Origin of the sequence: Microbispora sp. H10830 (assembly GCF_014161375.1) — a bacterium.
In the GTDB taxonomy this organism is placed as follows: Bacteria; Actinomycetota; Actinomycetes; order Streptosporangiales; family Streptosporangiaceae; genus Microbispora; species Microbispora catharanthi.
This window is the reverse complement of record NZ_JABBWX010000012.1, coordinates 79541-104323: the sequence shown is the minus strand read 5'-3', so window position 1 is coordinate 104323 and position 24783 is coordinate 79541. Positions and strand designations below refer to the sequence as shown.

Annotated in this window: 24 protein-coding genes; 12 read left to right on the top strand and 12 right to left on the bottom strand. The window is 70.8% G+C overall.

Annotated features, from left to right (window positions below):
- Nucleotides 1-78 precede the first annotated feature (78 nt).
- From HHX35_RS44800 to HHX35_RS28030, 3 genes are read left to right on the top strand one after another with little or no spacing between them, the layout of a single operon-like run.
- A complete protein-coding gene (locus HHX35_RS44800; protein ID WP_182901703.1) occupies nt 79-1239 on the top strand; it encodes a sensor histidine kinase in 1161 nt (386 codons plus the stop codon).
- Nucleotides 1236-1934: a response regulator transcription factor gene (locus tag HHX35_RS28035; RefSeq protein WP_182901702.1), complete on the top strand. Its 699-nt coding sequence runs from the start codon at nt 1236-1238 to the stop codon at nt 1932-1934. The genes HHX35_RS44800 and HHX35_RS28035 overlap by 4 nt, the downstream gene beginning before the upstream one ends.
- 13 nt (nt 1935-1947) lie before the next feature.
- Nucleotides 1948-3375, top strand: coding sequence for an NAD(P)/FAD-dependent oxidoreductase (locus tag HHX35_RS28030; RefSeq protein ID WP_310739351.1), 1428 nt, complete (start codon nt 1948-1950; stop codon nt 3373-3375).
- Here HHX35_RS28030 and HHX35_RS28025 read toward each other — a convergent pair.
- Nucleotides 3372-3998, bottom strand: coding sequence for a uridine kinase (locus tag HHX35_RS28025; RefSeq protein WP_182901700.1), 627 nt, complete (start codon nt 3996-3998; stop codon nt 3372-3374). The genes HHX35_RS28030 and HHX35_RS28025 overlap by 4 nt on opposite strands.
- Nucleotides 3999-4128: 130 nt before the next feature.
- Between HHX35_RS28025 and HHX35_RS28020 the strand changes: the two genes are divergently transcribed.
- Both HHX35_RS28020 and cydB read left to right on the top strand, forming a co-directional pair.
- Nucleotides 4129-5517 (top strand): cytochrome ubiquinol oxidase subunit I, encoded by a 1389-nt coding sequence (locus tag HHX35_RS28020; RefSeq protein WP_182901699.1) that lies wholly within the window; start codon nt 4129-4131, stop codon nt 5515-5517.
- An 11-nt stretch (nt 5518-5528) separates the two neighbouring features.
- Nucleotides 5529-6503 carry a cytochrome d ubiquinol oxidase subunit II gene (gene cydB / locus HHX35_RS28015; RefSeq protein ID WP_182901698.1) on the top strand — a complete coding sequence of 325 codons (975 nt, stop codon included), beginning with the start codon at nt 5529-5531 and terminating at the stop codon, nt 6501-6503.
- A gap of 54 nt (nt 6504-6557) precedes the next feature.
- On the opposite strand, the gene HHX35_RS28010 is transcribed toward cydB, so the two are convergent.
- From HHX35_RS28010 to HHX35_RS28000, 3 genes are all read right to left on the bottom strand, one after another.
- The gene (locus tag HHX35_RS28010; RefSeq protein ID WP_182901697.1) at nt 6558-6965 is read right to left on the bottom strand and encodes a pyridoxamine 5'-phosphate oxidase family protein; all 408 of its coding nucleotides are present in this window, start codon (nt 6963-6965) and stop codon (nt 6558-6560) included.
- A gap of 76 nt (nt 6966-7041) precedes the next feature.
- Nucleotides 7042-7683, bottom strand: a complete 642-nt coding sequence (locus HHX35_RS28005) for a response regulator transcription factor (protein ID WP_182901696.1) — start codon at nt 7681-7683, stop codon at nt 7042-7044.
- Nucleotides 7684-7750: 67 nt separating this feature from the next.
- Nucleotides 7751-9154, bottom strand: coding sequence for a methylation-associated defense system protein kinase MAD6 (locus tag HHX35_RS28000; protein WP_182901695.1), 1404 nt, complete (start codon nt 9152-9154; stop codon nt 7751-7753).
- Between the two features lie 221 nt (nt 9155-9375).
- On the opposite strand from HHX35_RS28000, the gene HHX35_RS27995 reads away from it, so the two are divergent.
- Nucleotides 9376-10422, top strand: a complete 1047-nt coding sequence (locus tag HHX35_RS27995) for an NAD-dependent epimerase/dehydratase family protein (protein WP_182901694.1) — start codon at nt 9376-9378, stop codon at nt 10420-10422.
- Nucleotides 10423-10452: 30 nt separating this feature from the next.
- The gene (locus HHX35_RS27990; RefSeq protein ID WP_182901693.1) at nt 10453-10701 is read left to right on the top strand and encodes a hypothetical protein; all 249 of its coding nucleotides are present in this window, start codon (nt 10453-10455) and stop codon (nt 10699-10701) included.
- A gap of 930 nt (nt 10702-11631) precedes the next feature.
- Here HHX35_RS27990 and HHX35_RS27985 read toward each other — a convergent pair.
- Together HHX35_RS27985 and HHX35_RS27980 are read right to left on the bottom strand one after the other, a co-directional pair.
- Nucleotides 11632-12054, bottom strand: a complete 423-nt coding sequence (locus HHX35_RS27985; protein ID WP_182901692.1) for an ATP-binding protein — start codon at nt 12052-12054, stop codon at nt 11632-11634.
- Nucleotides 12055-12137: 83 nt separating this feature from the next.
- Nucleotides 12138-12512: an STAS domain-containing protein gene (locus HHX35_RS27980; RefSeq protein ID WP_182901691.1), complete on the bottom strand. Its 375-nt coding sequence runs from the start codon at nt 12510-12512 to the stop codon at nt 12138-12140.
- 272 nt (nt 12513-12784) lie between these two features.
- On the opposite strand from HHX35_RS27980, the gene HHX35_RS27975 reads away from it, so the two are divergent.
- A complete protein-coding gene (locus HHX35_RS27975) occupies nt 12785-13978 on the top strand; it encodes a glutamate--cysteine ligase (protein WP_182901690.1) in 1194 nt (397 codons plus the stop codon).
- A gap of 54 nt (nt 13979-14032) precedes the next feature.
- Here the strand turns inward: HHX35_RS27975 and HHX35_RS27970 are convergent, their stop codons facing one another.
- Nucleotides 14033-15481, bottom strand: a complete 1449-nt coding sequence (locus HHX35_RS27970; RefSeq protein WP_182901689.1) for an aminotransferase class I/II-fold pyridoxal phosphate-dependent enzyme — start codon at nt 15479-15481, stop codon at nt 14033-14035.
- A 179-nt stretch (nt 15482-15660) separates the two neighbouring features.
- Nucleotides 15661-16059: an STAS domain-containing protein gene (locus tag HHX35_RS27965; RefSeq protein ID WP_220505978.1), complete on the bottom strand. Its 399-nt coding sequence runs from the start codon at nt 16057-16059 to the stop codon at nt 15661-15663.
- Nucleotides 16060-16589: 530 nt separating this feature from the next.
- Here HHX35_RS27965 and HHX35_RS27960 point away from each other — a divergent pair.
- Nucleotides 16590-16919 carry a hypothetical protein gene (locus HHX35_RS27960; protein ID WP_182901688.1) on the top strand — a complete coding sequence of 110 codons (330 nt, stop codon included), beginning with the start codon at nt 16590-16592 and terminating at the stop codon, nt 16917-16919.
- 13 nt (nt 16920-16932) lie between these two features.
- On the opposite strand, the gene HHX35_RS27955 is transcribed toward HHX35_RS27960, so the two are convergent.
- The 4 genes from HHX35_RS27955 to HHX35_RS27940 all read right to left on the bottom strand — a co-directional run bounded on the left by HHX35_RS27955 (nt 16933) and on the right by HHX35_RS27940 (nt 22575).
- On the bottom strand, nt 16933-18837 hold the full coding sequence (locus tag HHX35_RS27955; protein ID WP_182901687.1) for a beta-galactosidase: 1905 nt from the start codon (nt 18835-18837) through the stop codon (nt 16933-16935).
- Nucleotides 18838-18998: 161 nt separating this feature from the next.
- Nucleotides 18999-19910 (bottom strand): carbohydrate ABC transporter permease, encoded by a 912-nt coding sequence (locus HHX35_RS27950; RefSeq protein ID WP_182901686.1) that lies wholly within the window; start codon nt 19908-19910, stop codon nt 18999-19001.
- Nucleotides 19907-20914, bottom strand: coding sequence for an ABC transporter permease subunit (locus HHX35_RS27945; RefSeq protein ID WP_310739350.1), 1008 nt, complete (start codon nt 20912-20914; stop codon nt 19907-19909). The genes HHX35_RS27950 and HHX35_RS27945 overlap by 4 nt, the downstream gene beginning before the upstream one ends.
- Entirely contained in the window at nt 20911-22575 is a 1665-nt protein-coding gene (locus HHX35_RS27940) for an extracellular solute-binding protein (RefSeq protein WP_182901685.1), read from the bottom strand. The genes HHX35_RS27945 and HHX35_RS27940 overlap by 4 nt, the downstream gene beginning before the upstream one ends.
- Before the next feature lie 88 nt (nt 22576-22663).
- On the opposite strand from HHX35_RS27940, the gene HHX35_RS27935 reads away from it, so the two are divergent.
- The 3 genes from HHX35_RS27935 (at nt 22664) to HHX35_RS27925 (ending at nt 24783) form a co-directional block, all read left to right on the top strand.
- Nucleotides 22664-23203, top strand: a complete 540-nt coding sequence (locus tag HHX35_RS27935; protein ID WP_182901684.1) for a serine hydrolase — start codon at nt 22664-22666, stop codon at nt 23201-23203.
- A 57-nt stretch (nt 23204-23260) separates the two neighbouring features.
- A complete protein-coding gene (locus HHX35_RS27930; protein ID WP_310739349.1) occupies nt 23261-23752 on the top strand; it encodes an NUDIX hydrolase in 492 nt (163 codons plus the stop codon).
- 320 nt (nt 23753-24072) lie between these two features.
- Entirely contained in the window at nt 24073-24783 is a 711-nt protein-coding gene (locus tag HHX35_RS27925) for a hypothetical protein (protein ID WP_240809033.1), read from the top strand.

The window sequence follows — 24783 nt, the reverse complement described above, 5'->3', positions numbered from 1 at the left end:
CGCCGGACGCGCCTCAGACCGTGGCATGACAGACCAGGGCAGGAGGCGGGCGTGCGCGGGGATGGCTAGCGTGGGCGCGTGGACGATCCGGACGTGCGGCCGTTGTTCCCCCGGCCGCTGCGCCCCCGTGAGCTGGTCGCGCTCGACCTGCTGGCCGCGCTGGGGTACGCGTTGGTGCTGGTCGTCAACTCCCCGGACGTGCATCACCCGGCGGCCTGGGCCCTGATCGCCGCGATGACGCTGCCGCTCGCGGTCAGGCGGCGGTGGCCGCTGCCGGTCTTCTGCGTCGTCGCGGTCGCGTCCGCTGCGGTCATGGCGCTCGGCGTCGCGCGGGAACCGCTGGCCGCCATGGCGTACGCGCTCTATCCGGTCGCGCTCACGACGCGGCGGCGCCGGTGGGAGCCGACGGCGGCGATCGGCGTCCTGACCGTCGGGGCGCTGCTGCTGGCGGCGTTCGGCGGCGTGGCGGCCGAGCCGGAGGTCAGGCGGATCGTGGAGACCGTCGTGCTCGGCTCGCTCGCGCTGGGCGGCGCCTGGACGATCGGCCGGGCGGTGCGGGAGCGCCGGGCGTACGCCGCGCGCCGGGCCGAGCAGGCCGCCGAGCGCGCCGTCACCGAGGAGCGGCTGCGCATCGCCAGGGAGATGCACGACGTGGTCTCCCACACGCTCAGCCTCATCGGGGTCAAGGCCGGGGTCGCCGCGCACGTGGCGGACCGGCGGCCGGAGGAGGCACTGGAGGCGCTGCGGGTCATCGAGACCACGAGCAGGCAGGCGCTGACCGAGATGCGGCACATGCTCGGCGTGCTGCGTACGGCCCCCGGAGATGTCATCGGCGCGCTGTCTCCGGCGCCGGGCCTCGAGGCGCTGCCGGACATCGCCGAGCGTGCGGCGGCCGCGGGCGTACGCGTGGACCTGGACGTGCGGGTGACGGACGGCCTGCCCCCGGTGCTGGAGCTGGCGGTCCACCGGATCGTCCAGGAGGCCGTCACCAACGTGGTCAGGCACGCGGCCCCGGCGGCCTGCCGGGTTTCCGTGCGCGACGAGGGAGAACAGGTGCGCGTCGAGGTGACCGACGACGGGCCGGGCCGCCGGGTCCTGCCCCCCGGTCCGCCCGGCCACGGCCTGATCGGCATGCGCGAGCGCGTCACGGCGCACGGCGGGGTCTTCACGGCGGGTCCGCTGCCCGGCGGCGGGTTCCGCGTGCTCGCCCGCCTGCCGCTGGGAGGGGAGGGGACGTGAACGAGTCCGCGCCGATCCGGGTGCTGCTCGCCGACGACCAGGAACTGCTGCGCGGCAGCCTGCGCCTGCTGGTCGACAGCACGCCGGGGCTGGTCGCGGTCGGTGAGGCGGGCACCGGGGCACGGGCCGTCGAACTGGCCCGTGCAGAGCGTCCCGACGTCGTGCTGATGGACGTGCGGATGCCCGGCATGGACGGCATCGAGGCGACCCGGCAGATCTGCGCCGGGACGTCCGGCGTGAAGGTGCTGATCCTCACCACGTTCGACCTCGACGAGTACGTCTACGCGGGGCTGCGGGCCGGGGCGAGCGGGTTCCTGCTGAAGAACACCCCGCCCGCCGACCTGCTCACGGCGATCCGCGTCATCGCCGCGGGCGAGGGGCTGCTGGCGCCGAGCGTGACGCGGCGGTTGATCGCCCAGTTTGCCCAGTTCACACAGTTTGCCCGGACCGCCGCGGACAGGCATCGATCCGGCCCCTTGCTCGACGGCCTCACCGCCCGCGAGCGGGAGGTGCTCACGCTCGTCGCGCGCGGTCTGTCCAACCTGGAGATCGCGGCGAACCTGCATGTGAGCACGGCCACCGTGAAGACCCACATCGGTCACCTGCTCGCCAAGCTCGGCGCGCGCGACCGGGCCCAGCTGGTCATCGCCGCCTATGAAGGGGGGCTCGTCTCCACGTCACGAGGGCACCCGTGACAGGGTGGAGCCCGTGGAAGTCTTCGATGTGATCGTCATTGGCGCGGGTCCGGCGGGCGAGGTCGCGGCGGGACGGATGGCGGCGGCCGGCCTGAGCACCGTCATCGTGGAGAGCGAGCTGGCGGGAGGGGAGTGCTCCTACTGGGCCTGCATGCCGAGCAAGGCGCTCCTGCGGCCGGTGGACCTCGCGGGAGAGGTGGGCCGGGTCACGGGGCTGCGGCTGGACACGTCAGCCGGGGGCGGGCCGATCGACGCCGCCGCGGTGCTGGCCCGGCGCGACGCCGTGGTCTCGAACTACGACGACGCCGGGCAGGCGAGGTGGCTCGACTCGGCGGGCGTGACGCTCGTACGCGGCACGGGACGGCTCGCCGGCCCCCGGCGGGTCGAGGTCACGACGGCCGACGGCGGCACCCGCACGCTCGTCGCGAACCACGCCGTCATGCTGGCCACCGGGAGCCGCCCGGTGATCCCGCCCGTGGCCGGTCTCGCCGCGGCCGCGCCGTGGACGAACCGTGAGGCGACCGGGGTGCGTGCCGTGCCGGACCGGCTCGTGGTGATCGGCGGCGGCGTGGTCGCGTGCGAGATGGCCCAGGCCATGCGCGGGCTCGGGGCCAGGGAGGTCACGATGCTCGTCCGGGGCGGCGAGCTGCTGACGAGGCTGGAGCCCTTCGCCGGGGAGGCGGTCGCGCGGTCGCTGACCGACCAGGGCATCGACATCCGCACGCACGAGAGCGCGGAGAAGGTCGAGCGGCCGGAGCCGGGCGGCGAGGTCACGGTGCGGCTCGCGAGCGGGGGGACGGTCACGGCCGACGAGATCCTGGTCGCCGCCGGCCGCCGGTCCGCCGTCGGCGATCTCGGCCTGGCCTCGGTCGGGCTGCCGGAGTCGGGTCCGGTCGCGGTGGACGAGAGCATGCGGGCCACCGGCGTGGCGGACGGCTGGCTCTATGCGGTGGGGGACGTCAACGGCCTCGCGCTCCTCACGCACATGGGCAAATACCAGGCGCGGGTGGCCTCCGACGTGATCGTCGCCCGGGCCCGGGGCGAGGCGGACGACCGGCCCGGCATGCGCGACCGCGCGGACCGCGCCGGGGCGCCGCAGGTGGTCTTCACCGATCCCCAGGTGTGCGCCGTGGGCCGCACGGAGGCGCAGGCCCGCGCCGAGGGCTTCGACGTGCGGGTCCTGGAGTACGACATGGAGCAGGTGGCCGGTGGCTACCTCCTCGGCGACGGCTATCGGGGCAAGGTTAAGGCGGTGGTCGACGAGCGCCGCCGGGTGCTGCTCGGCGTGACCTTCGTGGCCCCGGGGGCGGCCGAGCTGCTGCACGCCGCGACGATCGCGGTCACCTCCGGGGTGACCCTGGACGACCTGTGGCACGCCGTCCCGGCGTACCCGACCGTCAGCGAGGTGTGGCTGCGCCTGCTGGAGGCGTACGAGCTTTAAAGACTGACTACCGCGGGGTGGCGCGGGTCCTCGACGCGGACGACCACGTCGGCGGCCCGCACCGGGCCGGTCTCGCGCTCGTACCGCTCGTAGGCGGGCAGCGTCCACCGCTCCTCCGGCGGCGTACGGCGGGCCAGCGCGGCGGCCGACATGGACAGGTGGACGGTCAGGTCGAACGGCAGGCCGCGCCCGAGCAGCAGCGCGCCGTCGAGCAGCACCACCCCGCCCGGCTTCAGCGTCACGTAGTCCGCGCGGGTGGCCCGGTCGCGCTCGCTGTCCCACAGCGAGGGCAGCACCCGGCCCGTACGGCCGGGTTCGAGCGGCCCGAGCACCTCGCGGGTGAGGCCGCCCACGTCCAGCCACTCGTCGTGGAACACGTCGGGGTCGGTGCGGCCGAACTCCAGCCGGAGCGAGGCCGGGCGCAGGAACCCGGCCGCGGGCACCCGCAGGACCTCCCGGCCGCGCAGGCGCAGCGGCTCCACCAGATCGTCGGCCAGCCGTCCCGGTTCGGCGGCGGGGGCGCCGTCCACGGCGACGCGCACCCACGCGTCGCGCGGCCGGTCGGCGATCAGGTCGGCGAGTTCCTCCACGAGCAGGGACGGGGAGACGGGACGCACACGCACAGGTCCATCATCGCCAACGGTCCCGAGGGATCGTGACCAAGGTCCTCTCCCAGTCGGGTCCGCCAGCCCTGGGGCGGTGATCCGGGCTGGGCCAGGCTTCAGACGTCCCTCATGAGCGTGTGGAGCCCCTATGGACGTCCTGGATCTGTCCCGGTGGCAGTTCGGCATCACGACCGTCTACCACTTCCTGTTCGTGCCGCTCACGATCGGCCTGTCGGTTCTCGTGGCCGGGTTCCAAACGGCCTGGCACCGTACGGGCGATGCGGCGTACCTGCGGATGACGAAGTTCTGGGGCAAGCTGTTCCTGATCAACTTCGCGATGGGCGTGGTCACCGGCATCGTCCAGGAGTTCCAGTTCGGGATGAACTGGAGCGCCTACTCGCGGTTCGTCGGCGACGTGTTCGGCGCGCCGCTCGCGATGGAAGGGCTGATGGCCTTCTTCCTGGAGTCCACCTTCCTGGGCCTGTGGATATTCGGCTGGGACAGGCTGCCGCCGAAGGTCCACCTCGCGACCATCTGGCTGGCCGCGATCGGCACGAACATCTCCGCGTACTTCATCCTCGCGGCCAACTCCTGGATGCAGCACCCGGTCGGCTACCGGCTCAACCCGGCCACCGGGCGCGCCGAGCTCACCGACATCTGGGCGGTGCTGACGAACGTCACCACTCTGGCGACGTTCCCCCACGTCATCTTCGGCGCGTTCGTGACCGCCGGGGCGTTCGTCATCGGGGTGAGCGCCTGGCAGCTCGCGCGCAGGCGCGAGGTGGACCTGTTCCGCGCCTCGGCCCGCGCCGCCCTCGTCGTCACGCTCGTCGCGTCGGCCGGGGTGATGCTGAGCGGCCACTGGCAGGCGCAGCTGATGACACGGCAGCAGCCCATGAAGATGGCAGCCGCCGAGGCCCTGTGGGAGGACGAGACCTCCGCGGGCTTTTCGATCTTCGCGGTCGGCGACGTGGAGAACGGCCGCAACCACATCAACGTCCAGATCCCATACGGCCTGAGCCTGCTGTCCACCAACACCCTGGACGGGAAGGTCGAGGGCATCAACGACATCCAGGCGCGCTATGAGAAGACGTACGGCCCCGGCGACTACCGGCCGGTCGTCGGCCTCGCGTACTGGTCGTTCCGGCTGATGATCGGCTTCGGCGCGCTGGCCGGGCTGCTGGCGCTGGCCGGTCTGTGGTCCACCCGCCGCCGCGGGCTGCCCGGCAACCCCTGGTTCTACCGGCTCGGCGTGCTCGGCATCGGGCTGCCGTTCCTGGCCAACACGCTCGGGTGGATCTTCACCGAGATGGGCCGTCAGCCGTGGACCGTGTTCGGCGTCATGCGGACCGCCGCGGCCGTCTCCCCGGGCTCCGATGTCGGTGAGGTCGCCACCACCCTGATCGGCTTCACGCTGGTCTACGCCGTGCTGGCGGTCATCGAGGTCCGCCTGCTGCTGAAGTTCATCCGCCAGGGGCCAGAGCCCGAGGACGCGGTCCACCAGGACGAGCCCGCTCTCCCCGCCCTGTCGTACTGAAGGACGATCCCATGGAGCTCACCACCGTCTGGTTCCTGCTCATCGCCGTCCTGTGGACGGGCTACTTCGTGCTGGAGGGGTTCGACTTCGGCGTCGGCGTCCTGCTGCCGTTCCTCGGCCGCGACGAGGCCGAGCGCGGCACGCTCGTGCGCGCCATCGGCCCGGTCTGGGACGGCAACGAGGTCTGGCTGCTGGTCGCGGGCGGCGCGACGTTCGCCGCCTTCCCCGAGTGGTACGCCACCCTGTTCAGCGGCTTCTACCTGCCGCTCTTCCTGGTCCTGCTGGCCCTGATCGTGCGCGGGGTGGCCCTGGAGTATCGCTCGAAGAGCGACAGCACCCGGGGCTGGGACCGCGCGTTCTTCTGGGGCTCGCTCGGCCCGGCCTTCCTGTGGGGAGTGGCCTTCGCCAACATCGTGCGCGGGGTCCCGCTGGACGCCCGGCACGAGTACACCGGCGGCCTGCTCGACCTGCTCAACCCCTACGCCCTGCTGGGCGGCGCGGCCACGCTGGCGCTGTTCACCCTGCACGGCGCCGTGTTCACCGCGCTCAAGACCACCGGCGAGCTGAGGGAGCGGGCCAGGACGGCCGCCCGGTGGGCAGGTCTGGCCGCCCTCGTGCTGGGCGGGGCGTTCCTGCTCGTCACGCAGCTCATGACCGGCACCGCGGGCACCTGGGTGAGCGTGGCGGCCGCCGCCGCCGGGATCGCCGGCGCGCTCGTCGCGACGCTGCGCGGCCGGGACGGCTGGGCCTTCGCGGCCAACGCGGCCGCCGTCGTCGCGGTCACCGTCACCCTCTTCGGCGGTCTGTGGCCGGACGTCATGCCCGCGCTCGACCCCGCCAACAGCCTGACCGTCCACAACGCGGCGTCCACGCCGTACACGCTGGGCGTCATGACCTGGGTGGCGGCGATCTTCACTCCGGTCGTCCTCGCCTACCAGGCCTGGACCTACTGGGTGTTCCGCCGCCGTCTGACGGTCACCCGCTGACGCACGGCAAGAACGCCCGCCTCGGGAGACGAGGCGGGCGTTCCTGCCGGGGAGCTATCTGTTGAGCCGGCGGCCGGAGATCTGCTCGGGGGCCATCACGATGAAGTGGTCGCGGCTTCCGGGCACCCACGGCGTGAGCGGCAGCGCCGACAGGCGGGCGATCTCCTCCGGTTCCGAGACCGCGCGGGCGTGCCCGACCGCGGTCACCGACCAGCCCGTACGGAACGTCGCGTCGAAGTCGTCGGCCTCGAAGGCCACGACGGCGTTCCGCGCCGCGGCGGCGAGCTTGGAACCGGGGGCGGTGCGGATGACGATGTTGCCGTCGAGCAGGCAGAAGTTGACCGGCTGGACGGCGGGGAGGGCGCGATCGGTGAAGACGATCCTGCCGATGGGGGTGGAGGCCAGCAGGTCCAGGCATTCCCCTCCGCTGAGGATCTCCAGGCCGGCCGAGTCGAGCTTCATGTCTGCAAGCCTGGGGGATCGACCGCCACGCGGGTTAGGGACGAAGGTCCCGTTGTCGACGTCGATCGGCCCCGGCTCAGCTCTCCTGCCCGGCCTTGAGGCGGGCGGCGAGCGCGGCGGCCTGGGTGCGGCGCTGCATGTCGAGCTTGCTCAGCAGGTTGGACACGTAGTTCTTGACCGTCTTCTCGGCCAGGAACATCCGCTCGCCGATCTGGCGGTTGGTCAGGCCCTCGCCGATCAGCTCAAGGATCTGCCGCTCCTGGTCCGACAGCGCGGCAAGCGGGTCCTTCTTCACGGCCTGGTCGCGCAGCCGGTGCAGCATCGCGGCCGTGGTCTGCGGGTCGAGCAGCGACTGCCCGCCGGCCACCGTGCGCACCGCGCCGACCAGGTCCGAGCCGTGGATCTGCTTGAGCACATACCCGGCCGCCCCGGCCATGACCGCGTTGAACAGCGCCTCGTCGTCGGCGTAGGAGGTCAGCATCAGGCAGGCCAGGCCGGGCAGCTTCGAGCGCACCTCACGGCACACGTCCACCCCGCTGCCGTCGGGCAGGCGCACGTCGAGCACCGCCACATCCGGCTTCAGCGCGGGGATGCGGGCCACGGCCGACTCGGCCGTCCCCGCCTCGCCGACGACCTCGATGTCGTCCTCGGCGTCCAGCAACGCCGCCACACCACGCCGCACGACCTCGTGGTCGTCCACCAGGAACACCCGAATCATGACCTGGACGTTAGCCTTCCTTGGGCCGCCGGAGAAGTGACGAAGGTCCCGCGTGACCGCCTCGGTCTCAGTGGCGGGACAGGCGGCGCAGGGCGCTCCTGATCCTGCCGCCGAACGGCGCGCGCCGCCGGGGCTGGGCGTCGCGGGCCACCCGCAGCTCCACGAGGGCCGTGGCCGCGTCCGGGCGCTTGGCCGGTGTGGGGTCGCGCATCCGCCGTACGAGGTCCATGACCTCGGGGGCGACGCCGCCGGCGTCCGGCTCGGCGTCCACGCCGGGCGCGGGCAGCTCACCGGTGAGGAGCTGGAAGGCGATCACTCCGGCCGAGTACACGTCACCGGCGGGGGTCATGCGATCGGGGCGCGCCCGGCATTCGGGAGCGACGTAGTGGACGTCGAGGATGTTGGGCAGCTCGTTGGCCACGGTGTGCTTGCGCGGGCCGGGCTTGGCGTAGTCGAAGCCGGTCAGCATCGCGTTCCCGTCGTCGGTGACGAGCACGCAGGCGGGGGTCAGCGACCGGTGGATGACGTTGTTGGCGTGGACGTGGGCGAGGCCGTCCAGCATGTCCTCCATCACGCCGAGCTTGGCGTCGATGTCCAGCCTCCGCCCGGTCAGGTGCAGGTGCAGGGCCTGCCCGTGGACGTCGTCGAGCACGAGCACGAACCGGCTCTCGTCGTCGATCGCGAAGAAGTCCCGCGAGCGTACGACGCAGGGATGCGGCGGGATCTTGGCGAGCGACTGGTAGGCGTTGGCGATCCGCCGCTGCTCGGCCACCCGCCGCCGCTGCTCGGCCATCGGGTCGGCGCGGTAGACCCGCAGCAGCACGGTCCCGCTGGTCGGGGCGGTCGCGTTGACGGCGCGATACTCGGTGACCCGGCTGTCGCCGCCGAGCTGCTCCTCCACCTCCCAGTTGCCGAAGCGCGGGGGCGCGGTCGAGCGGCGCACGGTGCCGTTCAGCGCCTCGAGGATCGCGGTGCGGTAGGGCTCGGCGTCGCGGCTGCACCCGTGCCGCACCCGGGACACGTCGCTGAGCATGGGGACGAGCCCGGCGATCGTGGTGACGTGCCGGGCGTCGCGGCCGCTGGGGTCGACGAGGACGGCGCCTGGGGCGGTCAGCACCACCACGTTGTCGACGTACAGCCGCTCCAGCTCGCGGTGCTTCTCGATCAGCAGGCCCTTCAGCGCCCGCGCGGTGCCGCGCAGCTTGGCCACCGGCGAGCCGAACGCCTCCCGGTGCTGGGGGAACCACCGAGTGCCCGACACCTCGAACCGGCCCCGGGCTCCCTTCACGTCGATCACCACGAGCGAGTGGCCGGTGAGCACGACCACGTCCACCTCGAACAGGTCGGCCCCGCGCGGGATCTCGATGTTGTGCAGCAGCAGCCAGTCGTCAGGGGCGTTGTCCCGCAGGTGCGCGATGACCCTTCGCTCGGCGTCATTGACGGGGCGTCCGCCACCGACGATCTGAGCCATCTCTGCTGCTCCGCCTCTCTGACCAGATTGAGAACTTAATCCTCCTAGGTAGCGGTATTCCCGCGCCACCACTGATTCCCCCGCATTGTCCCAGGGGAAATCTGGAACCCCATCTTCGGGCCCGCTCCAGCCGGGCGACCACGAAGCGCATGATCACCCAATTGTCGGGGATGGGCGCTATCGCGGTTTGTAGCGGCTTATGCCAGGAAACGGAGTATTTCATGCGAGTTGTCGTGGTTGGTGCGAGCGGAAACGTCGGCACGAGCGTGCTCGCCGCCCTCGAGTCCGAGCCGAGCGTGACCTCGATCGTCGGGGTCGCCAGGCGGATGCCGGGCTGGCAACCGGCGAAGACCGAATGGCGTACGGCCGACGTCTTCAGGGACGACCTCGATCCGATCTTCGCCGGCGCCGACGCGGTCGTGCACCTGGCCTGGCTGTTCCAGCCCACGCACGACCCGGTCACCACCTGGAACTCCAATGTGCTCGGCAGCATGCGCGTCTTCGACGCCGCCGTCCGGGCCGGGGTCTCCGTCCTCGTCCACTCGTCGTCCGTCGGGGCGTACTCGCCGGGGCCCAAGGACCCGCCCGTCGACGAGTCCTGGCCGACCCACGGCTGGCCGAACGCCGCGTACGGGCGGGAGAAGGCCTACGTCGAGCGCGTGCTCGACATCTTCGAGCGCGACCACCCGGACATCCGCGTGGTGCGGATGCGCCCGGGGTTCATCTTCAAGGAGGAGGCCGCGACCGAGCAGCGGCGGCTGTTCGCCGGGCCGTTCCTGCCGCAGCGGCTGGTGCGGCCGGAGCTGATCCCGTTCGTGCCGGACATGCCGCGCCTGCGGTTCCAGGCGCTCCACTCGCGGGACGCCGGAGAGGCGTTCCGGCTGGCGCTCACCCGTGACGTGCGGGGGGCGTTCAACATCGCCGCCGACCCCGTGATCGACCCCGCCGTGCTGGCGGACCTGCTCGGCGCGCGGCGGCTGCCGGTCCCGGCCGCGGTGGTCCGCACGGCGGTGTCGGCCGGCTGGCACCTGCGGCTGATCCCGGCCTCGCCCGGCCTGGTGGAGATGGTCCTGCAGGTCCCGATCATGGACATCACCCGCGCCCGCGAGGAGCTGGGCTGGCAGCCCCGGAACAGCGCGGTGGACGCCCTGCGCGCCGTGATCGAGGGAATGCGGCGAGGTGCGGGCATGGAGACCCCGCCGCTCGCGCCCGCTTCGGGCCGGGAGCGGATCAAGGAGGTCACGACGGGCGTGGGCACGCGGCCGTAGAAGGCATCGGCGATCGGCGAGGGAGGCACGATGGCGCTGCTGGACCCCGACTGCGTACGGCGGCTGCTGGAGTCGGCCGACCCGGACGTCGCGCTGGTCTTCGTCCGGGGCGAGTGCCGCGTGCTGCCGCTCGACGAGATCGACGAGAGGCACCGCAAGCTCGTGGTGGTGCGCCGCGCGGACCTGCCCGAGGCCCACGGCGACGAGCCGGTGACGGAGGAGCGGGTGGAGGCGCTCACGCGGTGCCTCGAGAACACCGTTCGCGACCTCGGGGCCTGAAGCCGCCACCGGGCCGTTGATGCGTGACGGAGGCGTCACTTTCGGTAACATCGTCTCGGGCATCCCCCATCCGAACGCGGTCCCGGCCTCGTGAAGACGTGGCGCGGGCGGCCCGGATATGCCGCCCGATGCCGTCCTCTGAGACAAATGACGGCGTGTCGCGCGCTGACCCAAAATTCCGGAAAGCGCTTCGGACAAATCGGACAGACAACTTCGCGTCAGCGGACAAATCAGGATCAAAAGCTATCGCAAGCTGTGATCTGATCGTCACTCTTCGTATGGAACCTCGAATCCCACTCGCATTCGTTGCGTGCACGGTGGGTCACCTGTGAACATCAGGGAAAGGTCCGGAATCCCTCCTACCGGGTCGGCGGCGCGGCGGCGGCGGGGATTCCGCCCATGGCGCGCCTCGGACCGGCCGGGAACGGATTCCTGATCGGGCCGATCGACACGTCCGAGACATCGATCTCGGACAGCGCATATGGGGAGGGGGCCCCGATGACTGCTATCAGGCCCCGCGGGAGCGCGGGACGCCGTCACGAAGGGCGGATTCACGACCCGGAGTTCGGCTCGTGGATCGGAGAGGTGGCCAGAGCGGTCCGGGACGTGGTCGACAGCACACCCCGGACCATCCGCCTCTGCGCCCTGATCGCGGTTGCCGCCGCGTCATGGGCATTCCTCAGGTAGCCGTCCAGCAGCCATGAGGAGGTGGTCGCGGACCCAGGTTAAGGCGGCCGGAGAGCCGTGACGGCCCGGTTTACGGGATCGGGACGATAACCAGGGCCAACCAGGGGTCGACCCGGGCGCTGCCTGGGTCCGCGACGGGCCGCCGCTTGCCGACAGAGCCAGGTGACAGAGCCAGGCGACAGGGCCAGGCGACAGAGCCGGGTGGCAGGCGGCAGGGGCCAGGCGATGGGGGGAGGCGCCCGCTCAGACGGGGTGGGCGCTGCGCCCGAGGGAGGCGGCGCCGTCGTCAACCTGCATGGACAGCCGGATCGTCGACTGCCCGGGGACCCGGTCGATGGTCACCGAGTCGCACAGCTCGCCCATGAGCCACAGGCCGAAGCCGCGGTCGCCGCGACCGCTGGGCCGCTCGCTCGGCACCGCGCCGGGCCGCAGGACGCCGACGTGGTCGGCGACGTCGACGGCGAGCACGCCGCCGTCGCAGGAGATCGCCAGAGTGCCGGCTCCCCCTCCGTGTTCGAGCACGTTGATGGCGGCCTCGTTGGCGGCGATGACGAGGTCGTCCAGCCGGGGGCCGGTGAGGCCCGCCTGCACGGCGTACCGCTGGATGTTCTCGCGCAGCGCCGCGAGATCATCCGTTATCGGCCACTGCCGGCGGTGATCCACCACCTGTCCTCCTCGCCGCTGTCTTCCTGGCTGGGTCTGCCGCCCGATGTCTTCGAGGCTACCGTCTCGTTACTCGTTGCCTGCCTTCACCTGGGGGTCGACCGCGCGCTGACCGCGTCGACGGCCTCCGCCAGGCCCGGCACGACGATAAAGGCGCTGATCAGTCCGGTGACTCTGAAGATCCTCGCCAGCCGGGCGTTCAGGCCCGCCAGCGTCACCGCCCCGTTGCGCTCCTGTATCAGCTTCCGTACGGACAGCAGGATCCGGATGCCCGTGGAGTCGCAGAAGTTCACGCCGCTCAGGTCGAGGACGAGCTCGCGATGCTCCTCGCCGAGGGCCGCCTCGACGTCCTGGCGCAACCGCTCGGCGTTCGTGTAGTCCAAGGCGCCGTCGAGCGCGACGACCAGCACATGGTCGGCTACTGGGGCGGACACGGGAGTCAGTACGACGGCGGCGGTCACGGAGCACACCTCGGCGGACGCTGCGGGGACGGTCGGGCGGTGGGGGGAAGGGGGGACAGGGGGACAGGGCCTGGCCGGAGTCCCGGCCAGGTTCGTCAGTCTAGAGCAGCGACGCCCCTGAACCGGGGCGTACGGCCTGCGGAAGGCCACGAATGGAGGATCAAGCCGGGCGGTCGAGCTGGACGGTCAAGAAACGCCATATGTGGTTTTTCGCCCGATGGTCGGGGGGAATGGGCAACTGACCGACTGGACCCCTCCTGAAAAGACCGCTTATGCCAGACGTGACAAGGGAGGTCCAGTTCGACACCGTGCACGGACCTTCCCTCGTCGCGCAGGCAACCGTGAGTTCGGCGACGCTCACGCTCGGGGTCGAGGAGGAGTTCCTGCTCGCCGACCCGCGAACCGGGCGGGTCGCCCCGGCGGCGCGGGAGATCCGCGAGCGGGCGGCCGGGCCGGGGGCGGACCGGCTGGTGTTCGAACTGACACAGTTCCAACTGGAGAGCAACACCGCCGTGCACACCAGCCTGCGGGACCTGCACGGCGACCTGCTCGAGATGCGCCGCGCGGCCGCCTGCGCCGCCGCGAGCGCCGGGCTCGCGCTCCTCGCGTGCGGCACCGCTCTGGACGGCAACGAGGGAGTGCCGCCCCTCTCATCGTGCCCTCGCTATCAGACCATGCTCCGCGAGTTCGGGGCGATCATGGACGGTCAGGGCGTCTGCGGCTGCCACGTCCACGTCGGGATCGCCGACCGCGAGGAGGCGGTGCGGGTCAGCAACCACCTGCGGCCGTGGCTACCGGTCCTGCAGGCGCTCGCGGCCAATTCGCCGATCTCGGACGGCAGGGACACCGGCTACGCGAGCTGGCGTGCGCTGATGATGGGAAGGTGGCCGAGCGCGGAGCCGCCGCCGTTCTTCCGCTCGGTCGAGCACTACGAGAGCCTGGTCGCCGGCATGCTGGCCGGGGGCACGATCCTCGACCGGAAGATGATCTACTGGCTGGTCCGCCCGTCCGATCATGTGCCGACGCTGGAGATCCGCGCGGCCGACGTGTGCCCGACGGTCGGGGAGACCGTGCTGCTGGCCGGACTGGTGCGGGGGCTGGCCGAGACGGCGCTGCGCGACGTGCGGGCGGGCGTGCCCGCCCCCGAGGTCGAGGACACTCTGCTGCGGGCGGCCTACTGGAGGGCCGCCCGCGACGGCGTGGACGGCGAAGCCCTCGATCTGCTCGGCGCCGGGGTTTCCATAGGCAGGGTGCCGGCCTGGCGGCTGGTCGACCGCCTGCTCGAGTACGTGCGGCCGGTGCTGGAGGAGAACGGCGACTGGACGCCGCTGACCGACCAGCTCGAGCGCGTACGCCGCAGCGGGTCGGGGGCGGCGCGTCAGCGGGCGGCGTACGCCCGGCGCGGCCGGCTGTGCGACGTGGTCGAGCTGCTCATGGCGCAGACGGCCGCCTCCTGCTGGGCCTGACGCGCTGGTCCTGACTGTGCTGGTCCTGATTGGGCGCTCCCCGTCATACCCCCGTCACTCGGCGACGACGCGCAGCGTCTTCAGACTGGGGTCGCTGACGTCGGGGATGCTCATGCCGCCTTCGAGCCCGCTGGTCAGGTAGCTCAGGACCGGCTGCGTGATGCGCTCCCCCGGGCACAGGGCGGGTGCGCCCGGCGGGTATGGCGTCACCATCTCGGCCACGATCCGGCCCACCGCCTGACCGGTGGGCACGATCTCGACCCGACCGAAGAACGCGTCCCTGGGCAGCATCGCGATGTCCAGCTCCAGCTCCCCCGGCTCGGGCACGTCGATCACGGCCGCGGGCGGCAGGTCGCGGGCCGATGACAGGGTGCGCAGCGCGTCGAGCAGCACGCCGACCGTCTCCTCACCGTCGGCGACGGTGATCTCGGCGCTGACGCGGCGGTGGTCGCTCAGCGAGAGGTTGACGTGGCAGCGCTCGCGCAGCCAGTCTGCGGCGTGATAGCCGTCGACGCCGAGCCCCGACACGTCGACCACGATCTTCAGCGGGTCCATGTCGAAGGCGCGGGTGTTCTCCTTGCTCAGCACCCACAGGCCGTGCATCTTGTCGATCTCCCTGCGGACCGACTCCGCGAGCTCCAGCGTACGGTCGAGCAGGTCCTTGCCGTGCTCCACCATCTGCCTGCGCCAGCCGTCGAGCGCCGCGTAGATCAGAGTCGAGGGGCTGGTCGTGCCGAGCAGGTCCTCGCGGGCCTTGAGCACGGCCGGGTCCACCCGGTTGCCCTGCAGGTGGAACACCGAGCTCTGCTCCAGCCCGTTGCCCATCTTGTGGACGCTCGTCACGCACAGGTCCGCCCCGGCGTTCATGCCCCACGTGGGCAGGTCCTCGTGGAACGGCAGGTGGGCGCCCCATGCCTCGTCCACGATGAACGTCCGGTCATACCTGCGGCACACCTCGTTGATTCCCTCCAGGTCGCCGCAGGTGCCGTAGTCCACCGGGCTGGCGACGATGACGCCCTTGGCGTCGGGGGCCGCCTTGAACGCCTCCTCCACCGCCTCCGGCGTGGGCGGATACGACATGTGCAGATCGCCGTCCCAGTCCCCGTGCACCCAGATCGGCTCGACGCCGCTCAGGATCAGTGCCGAGATGACCGACTTGTGGGCGTTGCGGGCGACCAGCAGTTTCTCCCCGGGACCGGCCACGGAGAGCATGGCGCTCTTGATGGACAGGGAGCTGCCGCAGGTGGAGAAGAACGCCTGCTCGGCGTTGACCGCCGCCGCCATGAGCTGCTGCGCCTCTTCGAGCACACCGTTGCTCTGCAACCGGTCGTCCAGGCCGTTCATGATCATCACGTCGTCCCTGAAAAGGTCCTCGCCCAGGACTTCCAGGACCCGCGGATCCACCCCCCGCCCCTGCTTGTGGCCCGGAGGCGTGAAGCTGAGGTCTCCCCGCCGGCGATAGGCGGTGAGCGCCTCCAGCACGGGTGCGCGGGACTGATCCATGTCCGTGTTCCTCCCCTGAACGACGTGGGGCCGTTCCCCCCCCCGTCCGCGCGTACCCCGACCTGACCGGCACAAACGACCGCGGCGGGCGGTCAGAAGCCCCCGCCCTCGGCGAGAGGGCGGGGGCGGCGGTCAAGGCGGTCAAACGGTCGGACCGTGAACGTTCAGGCGGTGAACACTCAGACCATGGACACGTCATGCGAGGCCGACAGCACCATGGCGGCGACGGCCTCGACGGGCGTGCCGTCGATGGTGAACGTGTCGCGCAGCCGGGTCGCCTCAAGGACGATCTTCAAGATGCCGTGAACTCCGGTGAGCCGCATCGAACCGGCGGCCTTCTCGATGTCGTCCCGGGCGTCCAGCAGCGCTTCCAGGCCGCAGGAGTCGCAGAACCGCAGACCGGACGCATCCACCACGATCTTGACGCGACCCTGGCGGACAAGATGCCTGATCGCCCTCCGGAGCGTGTCCCCGCTGGCGATGTCGAGTTCACCTCGCAGCGCGACCACGACGGCCGGCTGGTGATCGCTCACAGTAATCTCGAGCTGCTGCGTTGTCATATACGCGCCTTCATCCATATTTTTCGGGCGTACTGTCTTGAACGACGCTACCCGGCGGAGTGTCAGGTCCCGGTAATGCGCAACGGTCGATGGTATGCGGGTCCGTCCGGCAATCCCACCTGTACGCCAGAATGTGGCAAATAGGTAAAGAAGTCAGGCTTTGTAGGGATCTTTGGCGGTGTGTCCCGAACCTCCCGGGATCACGGGGAACGCCTGTCCCATAGGGGCTCGCGGCCTTCGAATGATCGCCGGAGGCGGGTGCCCGGACGCGGTGACCGCTGCGCGTCGCCCGGTCTCGCGAGGGTGGAGACTGGAGCACTTCAAACATACCAGCTAGCCAGACAAATGAGGCGTATCCCGCCTTTCTCGAAAAATGCTTACTCTCCCCATTCCTTCTTGATGAGCGCATTACCGACCATGCCGGGCCCATGGCCCAAACCTGACCGGTGCATCCGGAAGGTCACGGGAACGCCAGGATCCGGCGCTTGACCCGTCCGCACGCGGGTAGAGGGCCGGTTCCCGGAAGTACGGCGAACGGGAGGATCGGCATGGCGGACGAGATCACCGCGGGCAGGAACGCGGCGCGGGCACTGGCGGCCAGGGCGCCCGGCTGGATGGTCTGGTACGGCGAGCGCACCGGGAACTTCTGGGCCGTCCCCCGGGCCGGGACCGCGATCGTGCCCCGCATGCTGGAGGCGCCGACGGCGGACGACCTGGAGAACGAGATCCGGCAGGCCGAGGGCCGGCCCGCGCGGGAACAGGCGCAGGAGAAGCCGCAGCCCGGACAGCCGGACAGGGCTCAGCAGGGGACGGCGGAGGCCGCCCGGCACCGCCGGTCGGCCGAGGCGCCGGATCCCCGGATCCCCGTAGGACACTGACCGCGCGTCGCACCTATAGGGGCACGACGACGTATCCGCCGGGGTCGAGCCTGCCGTCGACGGGCTTGCCGGTGATCAGGTCGGTGCCGTCGACCGGCACGGGCTGCTCGTCCTCCGTGTGGTTGATGGCGAAGACCCGGTCCCGCTGCCGCACGACCTCGACGCCGGGGATGCCGCTCCCGGCCAGCCCGGCGCGCGCGAGGACGCGGGCATAGCCGGGGTCGTCGAGCCGCGTCGAGACATACCACGCCGTGCCGCCGCCGAGGCGGTGGCACGTGACGGCGGGCCCGCCGCCGGGGTAGCGGGCGACCGCCTCGGCCCCGTCCAGGTGGACGACCTCGCTCCACACCGTCGCCCGGCCGAATTCCGGCAGTTCGATCGCGTCGGCGAGCGGGCGGAACTCCTCCACGCGGATGCCGAGGATCTCGCGCAACGCCCCCGGGTAGCCGCCCAGCCTGATCCGGGTGTGCTCGTCGGCGATCCCGCTGAAGAACGACACGACGAGCGTGCCGCCGCCCTCCACGTACGTCGCGAGGTTCCGGGCGGCCTCGTCGGAGAGCAGGTAGAGGCTCGGCACGAGGACGGCCCGGTACGCCGGCAGATCGTGCGACGGATGGGCGAAGCAGGCGGCGACGCCCTGCCGCCACAGCACCCGGTGGGCCTGCTCGGCGGCCGCGAGGTAGTCGATCTCGGCGGACGGCAGGCCGGGCCCCTGGACGGCCCACCACGCCTCCTCGTCCCACAGGATCGCGACCTCCGCCTCGACGATCGGCGGCCCGTCGAGCGGCGCGGGGACGCGCTTCAGCGCCTCGCCCAGGGCGCAGATCTCACGGAAGACGCGGGAGTCCGGGCCGGTGTGCGGGACCATGCCGGGATGCCACTGCTCGGCACCGCCGCGGGAGGCTCGCCACTGGAAGAACATCGCGCCCTTCGAGCCCCGGGCGACGTGTTGCAGGCTGTGCCGGGCGATCTCGCCGGGCTCCTTGGGCGACGTGCGCGGGCCCGGAACATACCCCGTGGCCTGCTCCATCAGCAGCCAGGGCCGCCCGCCTGCCCACGATCGGGCCAGGTCGGCGGCGAAGGCGGTCTGCTCGGCCGCCGCCATGCCCTGTCCCGAGGGATAGTCGTCGATGGCGACCAGGTCCACCTCGCGCGACCACTTCCAATGGTCGACGCAGGCCCAGCCGGCCAGCACGTAGTTGGTGGTGACGGGCACCCCGGGGGTCGCTTCGCGAAGCAGGTCGCGCTGCTCGGCGAAGTGGGCGAGCATCTCGTCGGAGACGAACCGGCGGAAGTCGAGCGCCTGCGCCGGGTTGGGGAGGTACTGAGTCGCCCGGGGCGGGGTGATCTGCGCCCAGTCGGAGTAGCGCTGGCCCCAGAACGCGGTCGTCCAGGCGTCGTTCAGCGCGTCGAGGCCGCCGTACCGCTTCCGCAGCCAGGCCCGGAACGCCGCGGCGGCGTGGTCGCAGTGGCAGGGCGTGCCGTACTCGTTGTGCACGTGCCACATCGCCAGCGCGGGGTGGTCACGGTAGCGCTCGCCGAGGGCGCGGGTGATCCGCGACGACGCCTCGCGGTACGCCGGGGCGCTCACGCAGTAGGTGTCGCGGCTGCCGTGCGTGAGCCGTACGCCGTCCCGGGTGACGGTCAGAGCATCGGGATGCGCCAGGGAGAACCACGGCGGGGGAGAGGCGGTCGGGACGGCCAGGTCCACGCCGATCCCGCCGTCGGCGAGCAGGTCGAGCACCCGGTCGAGCCAGCCGAAGGTGTAGTGGCCCTCGGACGGTTCCAGCCGCGACCAGGAGAAGACGCCGACGGTGACGAGGGTGACCCCGGCCCGGCGCATGAGCGCGACGTCCTCGGCCCAGACCTCCTCGGGCCACTGCTCCGGGTTGTAGTCCCCTCCGTACCACAGTGGCATGCACGTGCCCTTCTTTTGGCTGGAAGCCAAACTAATTTGCGCCGGATCACCGAGTCAACGGCGTCATCACGCGCGGCTGACAGGGCGCACGGCGACGCCCTGCCGGTGGGAGGTGCGGCGGGGCGTCGGTCCGTGGGGCGGAGCGTCCGGGGGAAGGAGGGTCAGCCCTTGATGGCGCCGATGATGACGCCCTTGGTGAAGTGACGCTGCACGAACGGGTAGATGACCAGGGCGGGCAGCACGGCGATGGCGACGATGGCCATCTTGATCGCGAGGGTCGGCGGCGCGACGTGGCCGAAGCCGTTGATGCCGACGGTGGCGGTGGGCAGGGGGTTGGAGTCCACGACGTACGACCGCAGGATCAGCGCGAGCGGCCACTTGCGGGTGTCGTCGATGAACAGCATGGCGTTGAACCAGGCGTTCCAGTAGCCGACCGCGTAGAACAGGCCGATGACCGCCGTGACCGCCTTCGACAGGGGCAGCACGATCCGCCACAGGATGCGGAACTCCCCGGCGCCGTCGATGCGGGCGCTGTCGAGCAGCTCGCGCGGGATGTTCATGAAGAACGCGCGCAGCACGACGACGTTGAACGCCGACACGGCCGACGGCAGGATCAGCGACCAGTACGTGTCCTTCAGCCCGAGCGAGGCCACCATCAGATAGGTCGGGATCAGGCCGGGGAAGAACACGAACATCAGCAGCACGCAGAACAGGATCGGCCGGTGGAACAGCGTCCCCGGCCGCGACAGCGCGTACGCCCCGAGGACGCTCACGCCGAGGCTGACCGCGGTGCCCGCGACCGTGACGCCGGTGCTGACCAGCACCGCGCGGCTGACCACGCTGTCGGAGAAGATCTGTCGGTACGCGTCGAACGTGATGCCGTCCGGCACCAGCACCAGGCCGCCGACCCGGTTCACCGTGTCGGCGGACGACAGGCTGGTCAGCACGATCGTGTAGAGCGGCAGCAGCACGGCGAGCACGATGAGCGCCAGCACGCCGCCCTTGCCGATCCGGCCCGCGGCCGATCCCGGCTCCTCCCAGGGCGCGAGCCCGGACACCTTCGTCTTGCTCATGATCGCGAATACACCCCCCGCTCGCCCAGGGCGTGCGCCACCCGGTTGGCCGCCAGGATGAGCGCGAGCCCGACCAGACCCTTGAACAGGCCTGCCGCCGCGCCGTACCCGAAGTCGCCGGTGCGCAGGCCGGACCAGTAGACGAAGGTGTCGAAGACCTCCGACACCTTGCTGCCGACCGCGCCGCGCTGCAGCATGAACTGCTCGAAGCCGACGTTGAGCGCGTCGCCGAGCCGCAGGATCAGCAGCAGCACGATGACCGGCCGCAGGCCCGGCAGCGTGATGTGCCACATCCGGCGCCACCGGCGGGCCCCGTCGACCGCGGCGGCCTCGTACAGGTTGGGGTCGATCGTGCTGAGCGCGGCGAGGAACACGATCGTGCCCCAGCCGGCGTCCTTCCAGACCGTCTCCGCGGTCACGAGCAGGATGAACGTGTCGGAGTTGGTCATCCAGTCGATGCCCGCGTGCCCGTGGTCGCGCAGGATCTGCGCGATGAGGCCGGCGCCGCCGAACATCTGCTGGAAGATCGCGACCACGAGCACCCACGAGAAGAAGTGGGGCAGGTAGACGACGCCCTGGATGAAGGCCCGCAGCCGCCCGGAGACCACGCTGTTGAGCAGCAGCGCGAGCGCGATCGGCACCGGGAAGTAGAAGACGAGCTGGAACGCGGTGATGCCCAGCGTGTTCACCACCGCCCGGATGAACTGCGGGTCGCCGAACAGCTCGGCGAAGTTGGTGAAACCGATGATCGGGCTGCCCAGGATGCCGCCGGTGAAGGGGTTGTAGTCCTGGAAGGCGATGACGTTTCCCAGCGCGGGAACCCACCAGAAGGCGGTGACCAGCACCAGCATCGGCATGGCCATGACCAGCAGCGGCCAGTCCCGCCGCAGCCGTGCGGCGAAGGTGTCCCGCCGCGTGTCCTTCTGCGCGCCGACGGCCGGTCCGGCCTGGGTCGCCCCCGGCCGGACCTCCGTCACGCTCCTCGTGTCCGCGTCGGCACTCACAGCCGGCCGTTCTCCCTGGCGACCTTCATGTAGAACTCGCGGGCCTCGTTGCCGCCCTGCTCCCGCCAGTCCTTGAGGATCGTGGCCCACTCCGAGATCGGCCGCTTGCCGCGGAAGATCTCGTTCATCTTGTCCTCGGTCGGCTTGACCAGAGCGGCCATCTTGGACGGCACCTCGACCCGGATGCCGACGAACGGGTCGTTCTCCAGGTATCGCGAGGCCGTCTGCTCCCAGCCGTGGTAGGCCTCGACGTAGCCGGGATACTGGTTCTCGGTGATCGCACCGGGCCGTCCGGACAGGAACAGGTACGTCGGGGCGAACTCCTTGCGGCCGAGCGCGGTCTGCTGGACCTGCCCGTCCTTCACCGTGAAGTGCTTGCCCTCGACGCCGTTGCTGACCAGGTCGTACTCCTGCGTGCCGTACGGCGCGGAGCACCAGTTGGCGACGCCGATCAGCTCGCGGGTGCGGGCGTCGCCGAGACCCTTCTTGATGAAGCAGAACATGCCCGCGGGCTCGTTGCGCCAGACGATGACCTTGCCGCCCGGATGGGCCGGATAGGGATCCGCCGCCCGCACGTTGAACTTCGGGTTGCTGGGCAGGAACCGGCCGAACAGCTCGTGGATCGCGCCGATCCCGTCCTTGTACATGACGAGCTGCCCGCTGCCGAAGGGCTCCTTGTGGTCGGCGAACTGGTTGGCCACGACGTCCGGGTGGACGTATCCCGCGTCGAACAGCTTCGTCAGGAGCTCGATGGACTGCTGCCACTCCGGCGTCTCGTACTTGTAGATCAACGTGCCGTCGGGCTGCTTGCGCCACTCGCGCGGGGCGCCGAACGCCCGCTGGACCTCCTGGTCCATGCCACCGAAGGCCCAGCGCTTCTTCTTCGGGTCGGTCAGCTCCTTGCCCAGCGTGAGCAGGTCGTCGGCGCTCTTGGGCACGGACAGGCCGAGCTCGTCGAGGATGTCCTGGCGGACGATCGTGGCGAACGGGTAGGGCGCGTTCTGCCACGGGATGCCCTGGAGCACGCCGCCGAACACGCCGTACTCCCAGGCGGCGGTGTCGTAGTTGGCCAGCAGCGGGAACTCCTTGGCCTTGTCGCCCGCGAGATAGGGCGACAGGTCGGCGAAGAGCTTGTTGGCCGCCTCGGTGAAGTGGGCGATGGTGATCAGGTTCCAGCCCGGAATCTGGATCATGTCGGGCACGTCACCGCTGGCGAGGATGGTGTTCAGCTTGTCGACGTAGGTGTTGCCGTCGGAGATGTTGAACCGGACGACCCCGCCGAGCCGCTCGTTGACGGCGTCGTAGTAGGAGTTCTCGCCGAGGCCGGGAGGGATGGTGCCCCACAGCGGGGTCATCACCTTCACCTCGGTGCCGCTGGTGATCGGCTTGGCGGCGACGGCCTGGACCATCGTGCCCGGCCTGGTCAGGAAGCCGGGTTCGACGAATTCGGAGCCCGGCAGGTCGGGCGTCAGGCCGGTCACCTGGAACGGCACGCGGGTGGGCACGAGGCCCTTGAGCTTGTCGGCGGCGACGGCGGTGCCCTTGGACACTTCCTTCTTGGCCGCGCAGCCCGTGAGGCCGGCGGCGGCGAGCGCGCCGGCGCCCACGATGCCGAGGAATCCGCGGCGGCTGGTCAGGGGGCCGCCGGGGGGTTGGCTCATAGGTGCGATCCTCCCGGAAACGAGTTTCCTTTTAGTTCGTCAATTGGCCAAACAAATTAACCGGTTCACGGGTCGGCGACAAGATTCGATGAAACGTTCATCGAATCTTGTCGCGGGATCGCTCGTACGGGCGATCCGCCGATCCTCCGGGCTGGCGATACTGAGGCGTTGTGTCGGCCAGGCGACCTACTCCCTGGTCCGGGTGCGGGGCGAGGCGGGCTCCCGGACGGGCTCGTCGGGCGTGCGCGACCTGCGGACGGGCGGCCGGGTGCCGGACGACGCCCGGTTCCGGATCGGCAGCGTGACCAAGGTCTTCACCGCCACCGTGGTCCTCCAGCTGGTGGGCGAGGGGAAGATCGACCTCGACGGCACGGTGCAGCACTACCTGCCCGGCCCGCTGCCCGCGAGCTACCCGCCCGTGACGGTCGCCCAGCTGCTGAACCACACGAGCGGCCTGCCCAGCCCGACCCTGCCCGACGACGACCAGTGGATCCTCGACCACCGGTACGACACGTGGACGCCCCAGCAGTGGATGGACGGGGTGGCGAAGAACCCGATGGAGTTCACGCGATGGTCGTCTCGGTGGGCTCGACCACCAAGGGCGACTCGGCCATGCTGCAGACCATAGGACTGGCCGCCTTCGCCTCCTGAGGGCGTCGTCGTCTCGCGTACGTGAGGAGTGGCCGTGACCGACGCGATGGCGGCGGACGAGGCGGGCAACGAGCTGACCGCGTTTCACCGGGTGGCGGAGCAGGCGGTGTTCTCGGACGCCCCGACGCCGCTCGCGCTGGTCGCGGCCTGGCACCGGCTCGCGCACCTGGACCGGTTGCTCCTGGTCTTCAACCGCTACCGGCAGTGCTGGGAGCTGCCGGGCGGCCTGATCGATCCCGGGGAGACGCCCCGCCAGGCCGCCGTACGGGAGCTGCGCGAGGAGTCCGGGCTGCGGGCGGAAGACCTGACCTTCGCCGGATACGCCCGGTTCGCGCTGGGAGCCGAGCGGCGGGTGGAGTACGCCGCCGTGTACGCCGTCCGCGTCCCCGGACCGCACGGCGGGTTCGTGCCCAACGCCGAGATCGCCGCGATCGGCTGGTGGGACGGCACGACCCCGTTGCCGGGCCGGGTGCAGCACCTCGACGTCCTCCTGGGCCGGCTGGCCCCGGAAAGGATTTCTGATTGAGGCTGGGCGAAATAGGACCGGTCCAAAATTGACATGGGCCCGCAAACGCGATTGACATTGTCCGTAATGCAATGAAATGGCGGCGATAGCGCGAGATTCAACTACCCGCCAGTACAATTTTCCTGTCTGGGGCCACTGCTGACCTGCGCATATGCCCCTAATGTCGATCCCTGATGCCCAATATCTGATATTGCGGACGGATTTCCGGATCAGAATGACATAATGCGTGGGAGCGCTCCCGCGCTCCCGGCTGCATTCTCCGCAGCGCCATCCGGCACGCCTGCCCGCAGGGCACGTTGGAAGGAAGGTGCCGCGTCTTCATGACGGCATTCGGCAAAAGTCCTCCGTCCCGGCCGCATCTCGACGGAGATGTTCCGGCGGACGTCGTCCGCGCCGGCTCCCGCCCCTGGGCGCCCCACCTGTGGTGGATGGCCCTGGCCGTCGGGGCGCTCGGTTTCGCCTTCGTGTGGCTGGCCACGCCGCACGCCAGGGAGATCGGCTCACCCTGGGAGCTGGTGGCCAAGCTGGTCGCGTTCGCCTGCCTGTGCGTGGCGATCGCGGTCTTCCCCTGGGTGTCCCCGCGGTTGAACTGGCTGCTCTACGTCCCGTTCGTCTTCTTCACCGGCTATCTCATCCCGCGGATCAGCTGGTTCTACTACGGCGACGGCGCGCGGGCCCAGGGCGACAGCTTCTACACGCACCTCTATCTACTGCTCTATCCGGGCATCGTGCTCACGGTCGCCGCCGCGTACCGCATCGGCGGGGGCACCCCGGGACGCTGCCTGAAGATCATGCTGAGCGGGATCCTCATCGTGTTCTCCGGCTTCCTCGACCTCATGTGGTTCGTGGTCAACCCGGTCGAGATCCCCGAGGTCATCGACGCGCCGCACATCAACCTGTTCACCGGGGGACCGATCTCGTACGGCGCGACGATCGTGTTCGCGCTCGTACACATCCCGATCATCGTCGGGGTCAACCTGCTTCCCCTCGACCGCTGGATCGGCCGCCTGCTGGGGGCGGGTGACCCGTGA